This window comes from Paenibacillus sedimenti, assembly GCF_014534655.1.
In the GTDB taxonomy this organism is placed as follows: domain Bacteria; phylum Bacillota; class Bacilli; order Paenibacillales; family NBRC-103111; genus Paenibacillus_E; species Paenibacillus_E sedimenti.
This window is the reverse complement of sequence record NZ_JACVVD010000004.1, coordinates 459,204-471,530: the sequence shown is the minus strand read 5'-3', so window position 1 is coordinate 471,530 and position 12,327 is coordinate 459,204. Positions and strand designations below refer to the sequence as shown.

The 12,327-nt window shown below is 40.6% G+C and carries 11 protein-coding genes; 9 read left to right on the top strand and 2 right to left on the bottom strand.

The window, feature by feature from the left end; genetic code table 11:
* Positions 1–109 precede the first annotated feature (109 nt).
* On the bottom strand, positions 110–3,019 hold the full coding sequence (locus ICC18_RS15070; RefSeq protein WP_223192568.1) for a family 78 glycoside hydrolase catalytic domain: 2,910 nt from the start codon (positions 3,017–3,019) through the stop codon (positions 110–112).
* A 120-nt stretch (positions 3,020–3,139) separates the two neighbouring features.
* On the opposite strand from ICC18_RS15070, the gene ICC18_RS15065 reads away from it, so the two are divergent.
* The gene (locus tag ICC18_RS15065) at positions 3,140–4,024 is read left to right on the top strand and encodes an AraC family transcriptional regulator (protein WP_188175236.1); all 885 of its coding nucleotides are present in this window, start codon (positions 3,140–3,142) and stop codon (positions 4,022–4,024) included.
* Between the two features lie 14 nt (positions 4,025–4,038).
* On the opposite strand, the gene ICC18_RS15060 is transcribed toward ICC18_RS15065, so the two are convergent.
* Positions 4,039–4,809: an exodeoxyribonuclease III gene (locus tag ICC18_RS15060; protein ID WP_188175235.1), complete on the bottom strand. Its 771-nt coding sequence runs from the start codon at positions 4,807–4,809 to the stop codon at positions 4,039–4,041.
* 235 nt (positions 4,810–5,044) lie between these two features.
* Here ICC18_RS15060 and ICC18_RS15055 point away from each other — a divergent pair, with 235 nt between their 5' ends.
* From ICC18_RS15055 to ICC18_RS15020, 8 genes are all read left to right on the top strand, one after another.
* Entirely contained in the window at positions 5,045–5,593 is a 549-nt protein-coding gene (locus tag ICC18_RS15055) for a GrpB family protein (protein WP_188175234.1), read from the top strand.
* Positions 5,594–5,875: 282 nt separating this feature from the next.
* The gene (locus ICC18_RS15050; protein ID WP_188175233.1) at positions 5,876–7,234 is read left to right on the top strand and encodes a hypothetical protein; all 1,359 of its coding nucleotides are present in this window, start codon (positions 5,876–5,878) and stop codon (positions 7,232–7,234) included.
* A gap of 263 nt (positions 7,235–7,497) precedes the next feature.
* On the top strand, positions 7,498–8,031 hold the full coding sequence (locus tag ICC18_RS15045) for a hypothetical protein (protein ID WP_188175232.1): 534 nt from the start codon (positions 7,498–7,500) through the stop codon (positions 8,029–8,031).
* 118 nt (positions 8,032–8,149) lie between these two features.
* Complete coding sequence (locus ICC18_RS15040; protein WP_188175231.1) at positions 8,150–8,587, top strand: hypothetical protein; 438 nt, start codon at positions 8,150–8,152, stop codon at positions 8,585–8,587.
* A gap of 415 nt (positions 8,588–9,002) precedes the next feature.
* Positions 9,003–9,395, top strand: a complete 393-nt coding sequence (locus tag ICC18_RS15035; protein ID WP_188175230.1) for a hypothetical protein — start codon at positions 9,003–9,005, stop codon at positions 9,393–9,395.
* Between the two features lie 124 nt (positions 9,396–9,519).
* Positions 9,520–9,882, top strand: coding sequence for a VOC family protein (locus tag ICC18_RS15030; protein WP_188175229.1), 363 nt, complete (start codon positions 9,520–9,522; stop codon positions 9,880–9,882).
* A gap of 78 nt (positions 9,883–9,960) precedes the next feature.
* Positions 9,961–10,599: a hypothetical protein gene (locus tag ICC18_RS15025; protein WP_188175228.1), complete on the top strand. Its 639-nt coding sequence runs from the start codon at positions 9,961–9,963 to the stop codon at positions 10,597–10,599.
* Positions 10,600–10,940: 341 nt separating this feature from the next.
* The gene (locus tag ICC18_RS15020) at positions 10,941–12,326 is read left to right on the top strand and encodes a cytochrome P450 (protein ID WP_188175227.1); all 1,386 of its coding nucleotides are present in this window, start codon (positions 10,941–10,943) and stop codon (positions 12,324–12,326) included.
* Position 12,327: the final 1 nt, after the last annotated feature.

Here is a 12,327-nt window from a genome sequence, read left to right as displayed (position 1 = left end):
AAACATAGAACCAACTTAAAATGGAGCAGCACAATTTGAAGGGGTACAGCCACTGAACAAAACGGCTCTGCATCGCATTGGATATGCGATAGAGCCGTTTTGATTATTTTTATCCAAGCCCGATACGCTCGATTACAGCCTCATACCCTTCGGGAGATACGATCGAGAGCTCCAATGCTGATGGCGCTTCGATCCGAATATGCAGTTTCCGGGTCGACCGGTCGGCTCGCCAAGAGATGTCGATTCGGCCCTGCCCTGGAAGAGGAACCGTCCCGCGGGCCCATGACAGGTCGGCGATTTGCGGCTCGACGAGCACCTTCGACCAGCCCGGATCAAGACCGCGAACGCCTAATACAAAGGCACCGAGGAAGTAACCGGGACCGGCTGACCAGGCGTGACAATGGCTGCGTGTCAGCAGGTTCGGATTCGCCCGGTTTTCAGTAGAATTCGGATACATCTCCCAGCACGTCGTAGCGTCGTGTTCGATCATTTTACCGTACTGGATTCGCATATCATCCAGCATGACGTCGAACCGGCCGAGTTTGGCGAGCGCCTCGTAGTAGAAGAAGGACATGAAAGGGCTCCCGATCTGTACGAATTCGTGCGGTGGCGTTACGATATACGTTTCTAAACGACGGAGTCGCGTATCGTCTGCAATGCCACATAGGTAAGCGACAACCTGCGTTTGCATGCTGAACGTTTCTGAAATCCGGCCGTCGCTATGAATGCAGTCCACAAAGGCTTGGCGTTCTTTCGACCAAAGGAAGGCATTGATCGCTGTTTTCATGTCGTCCGCGCGGGACCTGTAGCGTTCAGCGCACTCCTCATCGACTCCATCGGCGAGAAGGGCTGCTGAGCGAAGCGCCTGAACGAAAAACATGTTTTGGTGAGAGACGACACCATCGTTAGGCTGGTCGATCGGAGCCCAATCCAATAAGTTCCAGCCTTTCATGTTTAATAGACCGTTGTCGTCAAGCTTTTCCAGGAAGTGATCGAGCGTATAGCGGATATGAGGCCATATTTGTTCGGCAAATTTTCGATCACCACTATAGCGGTAAAGCTCCAGGCAGGCGATCGCCCAGAAAAATGTCCAATTCGGGATCACGCTGCTCCAACCGCTTGGAACCTGATCCCCGTATAAGGGGGACTGGAAATTCGAACCGGGCACGAGACGCAGACACCTTTTGACTATGGCGTCATCACCGAATACGTAATAATTCACAAGCGCTTCATTGCGGGCATCGCCCACCCAAAATGTCTGCTCGAAAGCCGGACAATCGACAAAAGTATCTTCCATACAGAGGCGGGTCGTATGTTTACTGATTTCCCAGATGTCACCCAGCAGCGGGTCGGAACATTGGAAGCGGCCGATCTCCGCGACTGCGTAGTTGCTTTGAAAAAGCGAGACCCGGTAAAGCTTCAACGGTTTTGTGGCATTTCGGACGGTGACCATCAAATAACGGAATCCTCTGCGAACGAGGGACGAGTACGTTTGATGGCCTTCCTTACATACGTACCGCATCGTATTGTCCAACTCGTACATTTCTTGCCTATAGCCGTCCCTCATAAATTCGAATCCGTAGAAATCAATGACGGTGCCGCCAGATGCATCCGCTTCGAACTCGATGTAACCGGAAAATTCCTTGCCGAAGTCGATGATCAACTCGGTATGTTCTTCCGGATAGACGGGCACGACGGCGGCTGCCCGGTTAGCGATGACCGCGTTTTGCAGGGAGTATGGGATCGGCATCTGCACAGACTGCTTTTTCCAAATGCACTTACTGAAAACATCGTCACGGCTGACATAGCGGTTATCGACAGGCCGTAACCAGCCTTTGAAATGTTCGAGTTCGGACGCTCCTGCGATCTTTCTCGCCTGCATGAAATCGGGATGGGAAGGATTGATAGGACGTTCAGGCTGGTGATCGATAATTTCGACATAATCGAATGGCCCGAGCGTCGCGAAAGGCGAACGGGTTCCTGCGGGATCGAGCCTGCTCTCAAGAGGAGAAACGATCTCGATAGGTTCATCGCAATCGATCGCGAAATGAAAGCCATGCCCGTGGCTAGAGCCTTGAATATCCATCATGAAGAAATTGTCTCCTTGCACCAGTTGAACGTCCAAGTATCGTTCCGGCTTCTCTCCGTAATAATCGTTCTCGTCAAGCCACACGCCATTAATGCTGCAATTCCAAGACAAGCGTCCGCCGTCAACGATACCGATAATAGCGCGAACCGGCTTGTTCGTCCGGATAACCGTTGTCACATAGCCGTAGAATCGCACATTGTTGGCATGCTGCTCACTGCTAGGAACAAAATGGTTCCTTAAGTCGAGAACGACGCCCCACGATCTTGGCTTTACTCTACTCAGGCTTTCGATACGAACCGGATATACCGGTTCTTCGGTTAGAGGAGGAATGTCTCGTTCGATAAGGGAAGTCCATGGTTCCATGCCTACCGGACCAATCACGTCTGAGGGCTCCCAGTCATCATCGGCAAATCCGGTTTCCGTCCATGATTCGTCCCAATCCCTGGAGTCGATAATTTCAGTAAAAGGGAGCTGGCAGGACATACGGGAGGAGCGGGAATCGTAACCGGAGTGGATGGCAGTTGTCCAGGTGGAATCGGTTGCAAGAATGACTTTGCGATCGTTGTTGTCGATTTGGGCAAGAAGTCCGCCACGGCCTCTTAAATATTGGAATGTCGGCACCCCATAATGCATGACGATCACCGCGATCGTATTATCGGCCCCCGCATTAAGGAAATGACCGATTTCATACTCATCAAAGGCGAGCTCGAAAGGCCAGGAACGGACAGGACCGCGTCCGACTAAAGTGCCGTTCACATACAAGACGTACCGGGAATCTGCTGTAATTTTAATATTGACCTGCTCTTCATAATGAGCACAGGAATAATGAAATTGCTTGCGAAAGCAGCGCCATTCGTTACGAGGGCTTACTTCTCCTCCGGACCATATCCACTGGGCTTTCCAAGGTACTTTTTCATTCATCGTTATCATGAATCCTCCCTAGATTTCAAGTTGTTCTGTTTATAGTATAATCTAGGAGAAAATGAAAAATGGGTGCCTATAAGGACGATATGTAGGGTGTAATCGGACATTTATGAATGAGGTGAAATCATGAGTGTAAAAAGACATATAGAAACGACCCCGTCAGCTCTGTATTTAACGCCAGATACGCCGATTTATATCAATCGGGTGTCGGAATCGTTCGAGCTTGCGGAACATAACCATGAGTTCTTGGAAATTAATTATGTTAGCGAGGGCAGCGGCTACCATTATATTGAAGGCCAGACGCTGCCTGTGGCCAAAGGGGATTTGTTTTTTCTGCCTGTTGGGGTTTCTCATGTATTCCGTCCGGCTTTCGCACAACCGAAACGAAAACATTTGATTGTTTATAACTGTTTGTTTGGCGAGGCGTTTATACGTAAACTGACTGATTTTTTTGCAGAGGAAATAGACATTCTTCATGTTCTCACAACACCGTACCCGGACATGCAATGGTTTCATTGGAAAGACCGGGACGGTACGTTTCAGACGATCATCAATACGTTGTTCGATGAGTTTGCGCGCAAACGGCCGGATTACCTGCTGATGATGCAATCGGATATGATCAGGCTTTTTGCGCATATGCATCGCTGTCGGAGCGGGATAGCGGATTCGAAATATTCCACAAGCACGGAAGATGCACTGGAACATATGATCCATTTGATTAGCGAACAGATCGCCGAGCCGCCGCAAATACAGCAGCTTGCGACCATGGCTGGCCTCAGCGAAAGGCAGTTTCGACGCAGATTCGTTATGCGGACCGGGATGAACTATACCGAGTTTGTACACAAGCTGCGTATTGAGTTGTGCTGCAGCCTGCTAGCTTCAACGAACGAAAAAATTTCTTCGATCGCACTGAAGGTCGGGTACCAGGACATCAAGTTTTTTAATCGCTTATTTAAGAAAAAGACCGGTATGACCCCTAAGGAATACCGAAATAGCGTACATGCCGGTTGAGATCCATTAAGGGGCTATTTTTCTGAAGTTGAATCTTCCATTTTCAGAACAATAGGGCAATGATCGCTGCCTGTAATATGGGTATCAATCTGCGCGTCAATTAACGATGGAGCCAGTCTGGAGGAGGCGAGGAAGTAGTCGATTCGCCATCCGACATTACGCTCTCTTACCTTCGGCATATTCGACCACCAAGTGTAAGCATCCGTTTGGTCGGGATAGAAATGTCTGAAGGTGTCTATGAAGCCAGACTCTAGTAATTGAGTCATTTTGTCTCGCTCTTCTTGCGTAAAACCGGAGTTGTTGCGATTGGATTTCGCATTTTTGATGTCGATTTCGTGATGAGCCACATTAAGATCACCACAAACGACAACAGGCTTTTGGGCGTCCAACTGGTTCAGATAGCTTCGAAACCGATCCTCCCATTCCAGTCGATAGTCCAGTCTTGATAGATCACGCTTTGCATTGGGCGTGTACACCGTTACCAGATAAAAGGCGTCAAATTCTAAAGTAATAATCCGACCCTCAGGCTCTTGATCCTCTTCCATGCCGTATCTAACGGACAGCGGTTTGATTTTTGTGATTACCGCCGTGCCGGAATACCCCTTTTTAACTGCGTAATTCCAAAATTGATGGTAGTCTTCGCCATACTCAAGATTAATTTGGCCTTCTTGTAATTTCGTTTCTTGAATACAGAAAATATCGGCGTCGGTTTGTGCAAAATAATCGTTAAATCCTTTATTTACACACGCCCGTAAACCGTTAACATTCCACGATACCAGCTTCATTGTCGTCCATCTCCTTGCAGGGTGCGTTAGTTTCTATCGAGTAGTATAGCATATTGTCTAGAGATTTTAGAGGCAACACCAAATACATATAAAGGAAAAATAGTGATATTTCACGAAAGTTAATACATCATTTTGTTAATGAACTTGGTAAAATTCTCCTTAACAAATGTATTTACAAAGTTCGCAGATAAAACGTTATATGAAACCTAGGCAAAAATAAACCTTAGGAGGAATTATGGCAGAACCAATAATCGTTATTCCATATGATGAGAAGTGGAAAGATGAATTCATTAAAACCGGAAGTTTACTTAGGCAAGTACTAGGGGACATTGCTATACGGATTGACCATATCGGCTCTACATCGATAGTTGGACTAGATGCAAAACCGATCGTTGACATCCAAATTTCAGTAAATCACCTAGAACCTATGATTTACAAACCATTAATTGAATCAATTGGTTACATACATCGAGCTGACAATTTGGACAAGACCAAACGTTATTTTCGTGAAAGTGAAGGAATGAAAAGAACACATATTCATGTTCGTGAAGTAGGGAGTTGGTCAGAACAATTCGCATTATTATTTAGAGACTTTTTACGTGAGCATAAAGAATTTTGCAACCAGTATGTTGAAGAGAAATATTCTTTGATGAATCGTTACAAGCAAGCACATGAACGTCATCAATATGTAGAAGGAAAGACTCCAATTATTTGGAAGATAATGAACGAAGCGAGTCAATGGAGTCAAAGAGTTGGATGGAAACCAAGGAAAACAGATATTTAGAAAGCGGATTCGAAGAGGGCGTAGGCATCATATAACACCGTATTCACGCATCGGGCTAACGCCCTCGGTCTGCCCGAGGTATTTAGGTGAAGTGGATTCAGGCAGACAATCCTGCGAGACTAAGTGATGAAGCCACACGGCGCAGCCACACCTTAAGTCTCTCGGGTTCGGGAACACAACAACGTTATAAGAAATCCCCGCAATTCAAGATAAGTAATAACTAACAAATGATTCTAAAAGATGATATAATACCCATTAGACTTTTAGTACAACGGGGGCTCTATGGACAAGTTATTTGAGATTGTGGCAAATTATGTGATTAAAAACTATTACAGACCAATAGCATTGGTAATTTTAATACCTTTTTTAACTTTAATAATGCTTTCTTTTACAGAATTTAGTCCTGATAATATTCGTAATAAATTTTTTATTATTAGCTGGTCAATAGTAATCTTTACTATTATTTTAATTTGGGTAATTTTGCGTCGTAAGAAAAGTAATGTTTTAGTTTGCCCATATAATAAAGTAGGGATAATTATTGCAATCCAAGAGCGTGATAATGAGAAATATGAAGAATTAAAATATAATTTCATTGAACAGATACAATCTCAATTAGATTCTGAAGATTTTTGGGTCAGAATTTTGGGTTTTGAAGAATGTAGAAAAATATTAAGTTTCAGAGATGCAGAAAACTGCGTAAAACAATTAAACTGTAATATTATTATATTTGGTAAGACTCTTGATGCTGGTAAAGATGTCAAACTTGATCTTAATGCTGTTCTAATTCATCCTGAATTAGAGAAAGACGTTAGAAAAGATTTGGCAGTTCAATTAACTGAATTACTACCTCGAGTTTCAATACATAAAGATCAGTTAATTGAGGGCTTTAATATTACTTCGAATTGGGTTAGTCTTTATTCAAGTTATTTCGTTGGACTAGCAACACTTTGGTCTCATAAAATCGATAAAGCTCAAAGTATTTTTGAGAGGCTGAATAAAGATATTGGCGATCAAAGGAGAACTATACCTGTTCTTTCGAAAATTAGAAGTTTATCAAGGGAAGTGCTTTATGAGATATATTTATTTAAAGGCAGAAGATTATATTATGAGTACAGCGAAACCAGATCTAGAGAACTTCTTAATGAATCTAGAAGCTTTATTCTAAAGGCAAACGATTTAAAGTCAAACACTGTAAGCTATCTGCTAATGGAATCAATATATGCTTTCCTTATGAATAGAGATGTTCCCTTAGCTAGAAGGATTTTACTTAAAGTAAGTGATAACGTTTCACAAAAGCATTATAGTACAGCTTTTTTAAATGCCTATCAAGGTAAAATTAATCAAATATTTAAAACCTATAGAAAAGCTTTTAAATTAGATGATAATGATAATTTAATACATGAAATAATACAATTTATAAAGTACATTGTTAAATCAGAACCTGACAAGATATCCCTACATGTTTGTTTAGCGCTAATTTATAACCACAAGAAGAATTATTTTGAAGCAAGTGAATGCCTTACAAGCTATATAGAATTGTCCCAGGATGCAATTAGAAATCCAAATATAATAAATCTATGTAAAGAACTTAATATAAATATGGAAAGTAACAAATCAACAGAACAAATTGCTGTTTCGTAAGTATAATAGCCTGATAATCAGGCTTTTTCTTATTGGTTGTATTTTAAGGAAAGCTCGTATTTCATATAACACCGTGTTCCTGCTACGGGGCTTACGCCCCTTGGTCTGCCAGAAGCATTTCGAGGAAGAGGAATCAGGCAGACAACCCTGCACCGATTAAGCACATCGCGCGCCCGGCTTAACGGCCTTAAGTCGGTGAGGGTTCGGGAATACAACAACGTAATTAGAAATCGTAAAAATCAATTTAAGGAGACAAAAAAGTAATGAATTCAGAAGAATTAAATAAAAAAATAAGAAAGAATAATATTGAGATTATTTTCACTATTGTAATGGCTACAATGTTAGCATTTGTATTTTTACAAGTGTTTATTATTGAGGACAAGGACTCTTTGAAAGCACTTATACAATTATTAGTTCAGGTTAATATCACAGCAGCATTAGCAATAGCAGCACTCGTAGCTAGTATTGGGACTTTTCGATGGGAGCATTATATTAAAGCGTTAATGGAAGATGGAATGGCCGATGACAATGAAAGAAAAATTTATATTATCAAGAACGCTAAAAATCCTTTATATAGAGTTCTTGCATTGAACAGTATCTTTGTAATTGTAAATGTTTTTGTATTGTTCACCAGTAATTTTCTTAAGAACAATGAAATATCAATAGTATTTTATAAATTTAGTTCAAATACTTTTTGGGAATGGATGAGTCTGATTCTTGTAGCAGTCATGTTAATTTTACTTATTGGTTTAACTTACTACTCATTGAAATATATGAAAGAACTCTTGTATAGATAAATTGAAGAGGTCGACGACTTCTTATAACGCAGCATTCCCGCAGCGGGCCTAACGGCCCTTGGTCGCCGAGAGGCATGCAATAACGTTAGATGAAATACCTTGAAGGGCGATGAAAGTCATGAATGAATTTTACTACTTAAGAGAATTGAGTAGAGATGAAATAAATAGCATGTTTGATAAACTCACAGAAATATGGGATATTTCAAACCATTATTGGTTTCCTTTGTATGATACAAACGTTAATTCTGTAATTGCTTTTGACTCTGTTGCGTTTGAGAGTCATTTTGGATTCGTTAAATTAAGAGAGATACTGAATGATATAAATGAAATTATAGAAATAAGAGAGTCTAGATATAAAGGATATATTGTTAAGTTAGAATCTTTTGAACCTTCTTATGAAAGCATAGGGGAAGGTTATTGGTTTGATGAAAATATGAATTGGATTATATATTGCTCTCATGAAGGGTCAACAACATTCGGGGGAGAATGGCTTATAAATAGCATAAAGAACGATTGGAATGACTGGGAAAAACATATTTTTTATGTAACTCAGTGAAGCAAGGTACTTCATCTAACACCGCATTCAGGCTTAGGGCCTGCTACGCTGTCCCTGGACCACGAGAGGCATACTCGGAGCAGCGGACAATCCGCACCAACTTAGGGGAGGAAGAATTACAATTTATATAAACATCGGCTCCAAAGGCAGAAGGGTTTTATGAGAAGATCGGTTTTGAGAGAGCGGATAAAGCATTTGTAATAAAGCGTAAGAAAAATTGAATATATTGGTTAGCAAGAGGATTTCGAGGAAGCATAATCAGCAGATACACCTGCACCGACTAACCTCGTCGCGGCCGCCCCTACTGTGCAAAAGTCGGTGAGGCGTCGGGAACACAACAACGTTATCTGAAATCATTGCGAAAGCTATTAAAGAGGGGAAAGATGAAAAAGTTTAACTCCTATGCATGCTTCCTATGCATGTTACTCGTTGTAACAACCCAAATAAGTCTGAAAACCGATTTATACTCTTAAACAATAAAATAAATAAAAGCGTTAATCTGTGGTCGTCAATAAATTATACAATTATAACTGATAAAGAAGTTATAAACGGAATAGATCATCCTCAAATAAAATTAGATGAACCAATTATGATAGAATTAATATTAAAAACTATAAACAAGGGAGATACGAGAGAGGATTCAATTGAAATCGTTTTCAATGAACCAAAGCCATATATTCACACCAACGGAACTGCCTCAGGTGGTGAAACCCACGGTTATCTAGATAAGAACGAAGAATATGAATATTATTTCACTTATAGGCATTTCGAGGAAGCGGAATCTGGCAGACAACCCTGCACTGGCTAAGTCCTTCGGACCCGGCGCTACGCGCCTTAAGCCACTGAGGATTCGGGAACAAATCAACATTAGATGAATTTCCACAAAACCAGTAACAGCTTTTATTAAACCATATTGAAATGAGGAATGATGAATGGATCCTATTATTAAGAAAGACATTATTGGTGTAATGCTTTATGTAAATGATCTAGAAAAAGCTAGTGAATGGTACTGTAGCTCTCTTGGATTTAGGTTAGGGAACTATGATTTTAATGATTTTGTAGAATTGACCTTAGACGGTCAATATGTGATGCACTTGTTTAAAGTAGAAAATTTTGATCCAATTGAAAGAGCAGTATTTACTTTTGATACTAAAGATATCAAAACAACTCATCAATCATTGACAGATAAAGGAATTGAGACTAGCACCATAAAGGAATACGGTGATCATTCAGCATTCACTTTTAAAGATTGTGACAGAAATACATTAATGATTTGCCAATTCTACAATAAATAAAGAGACATCGGCGAGGGTTCGGGGACATAACAAAGTTATATGACATACCTGAAATAATAATGAAAGGACGTATAATAAATGAGTGAGTTTACTTCAGGACATTTATTGTTGGCTGGTCACAAGGAAGCAATAAGAAAAAATGCGGTACCACGGTCTTTAATTAAAGTTTTAGACGAGAAATGGATTGCTTACTTGACTCGGAATGATAGCTATTTAGAATACCAGGAAGCTCCAGATTACATATATCAATTATCTTACGATGCGCCAGTGTTAAACTTTTGTAATCTCAGCGATCACTTCTGGGGGTATAGGATTTTTAATGGCGGTCAAGAAGTCGCATATTTACGTATTTCGTATGAATTTCTGGAAGAAATTATTATTGAGATTTTCAAGGAACGTTATCCGGAAAAAGAGATATTAGAATTATATGGTGATATGCACGAGGAAATATCCAAGGAAGTTATTGAGAACGGTATATTTGATGAGGCAATAGAACATTTATTTGACGAAAGTAATGTCTCAGCTTTTAAATTATTTGATATCTCAGAAAAGCAAATTGATAAATTAAAATCAATATTAAATCCATCCTATTTTAGAGAACATAAAAAAATATATCAATTAGTTGAAGAATTTAAAGAGATTATTGGGATTAATGAGATGTCGTGGATAAGGCATGAGAGAGTAGAGGAAGATGAAGGTTATGAAGAGATTTTTTAGCAATTTCAAAAAAAGTCAGCGTGTCACCTAAAACCATATTCTCGCTACGGATCCTAGCATCTCTTTGGTCTGCCGGAGACAATTCAAGAAAAGAATAAACTTTGATGACTGGAGTCTTTGCGTCTTGACAAACCTATAGTTTAATAACTAAACTAAATATATGGATAAAAAAATACCCCATGTAGAAATATTTTTTTTTGCATTCATAGTTTAGTAACTAAATCATATTGTGCGGGCTGGATGGTAAAAAAACGGAATTTCCCGGAAAACTTGGACGTAGAATGGCTTATCACTTTTCAAGTGGTCATTACAATATAAGTGAATAGAAACGGGGAGATTGAATGACAAATCAAGGTACGAATGTTCCTGGGCCTAAGCCCATTCCCTTTCTTGGGAACTTGATGGATGTAGGTGCAAATCCGCTTCGCTTTTTTGAAAGTTGTGCGGAAACCTATGGTCCGGTTGTTAAGGTTAGCTTGGAAAAAGGCAGAGATACATATATTTTGAGCCGACCTGAACATATTCAATATGTTTTAAATCATACCCAGCGTACTTTTACCAAAGGATATCATCGCGATCGTATTTTAAGTATGGTGTTGGGAAATGGTTTAGTTACGAGTGAAGGCAGTTTTTGGCTTAGACAACGGAGATTATCGCAACCTGCATTTCATCAGCACCGGATTGAAAAATATGCAAGTATTATGACACAATTTACAGAGAGAATGCTACTGAATTGGCAGCATGGTGAAACACGAGATATCCATGAAGATGTGATGCAATGCACGATGGAGATTGTAGGCAAAGCACTTTTCGATGTTGATTTGCACACTGCCTACGAAGGTTCAAACCAAGTTGGAGTCGCGTTGGATCAAGTTTTTCATGAATACGTTAAACAGTATACGAGCGTTTCCAGACGATTGCTTGAGATGGTGCCCATCTCCTTGCCGCTGCCGGGGAATTCGAAATTAAAGAAAAGTGTCGATAAACTGGATCAAATTATTTATGACATTATTGAGCAAAGAAAAAAAGAAAACCATGATCATGGCGATTTGCTTTCCATGTTATTATTAGCAAGAGATGATGATGGAACAGGGATGTCAAATGAACAATTAAGAGATGAAGTCATGACGTTATTTCTCGCAGGACATGAAACTACGGCTAACCTATTGTCTTGGACATTCTATCTACTTGCTCAACATCCGAGTGTGGAAGAGAGATTAGTAAAAGAGTTAGATAACGTTTTAGATGGTCGCGCACCTTCATTCACAGACATTTCAGAGCTTCGTTATACACAAGCCATCATTAAAGAATCCATGCGATTATATCCCCCTGTCTGGCTCATCACCCGGGAACCAATGGAAGATGTATGGATTGATGAATACTGTTTACCGGCCGGTTGTGAGATCGCTTTAAGTCAGTGGGTTATGCATAGACATCCTGACTACTTCAATGATCCTAAGTCTTTTATGCCTGATCGTTGGAGCCAGGAATTTGAAAAAAGCTTACCTCCCTATGTTTATTTTCCTTTTGGAGCAGGGCCTCGCATCTGTATCGGGAATAACTTTGCCATGATGGAAGCTACCTTGCTTCTTGCTGCAATTGTGCAAAAGTTTCATTTTGTGCTGGATAAAACACATCAAGTCATTCTTGAACCTTCCATAACGCTTCGACCGCAAAAGGGAATTTACGTCCAAGTGGAAAAGAGAATCGGTGAAATCGAGGGATAGC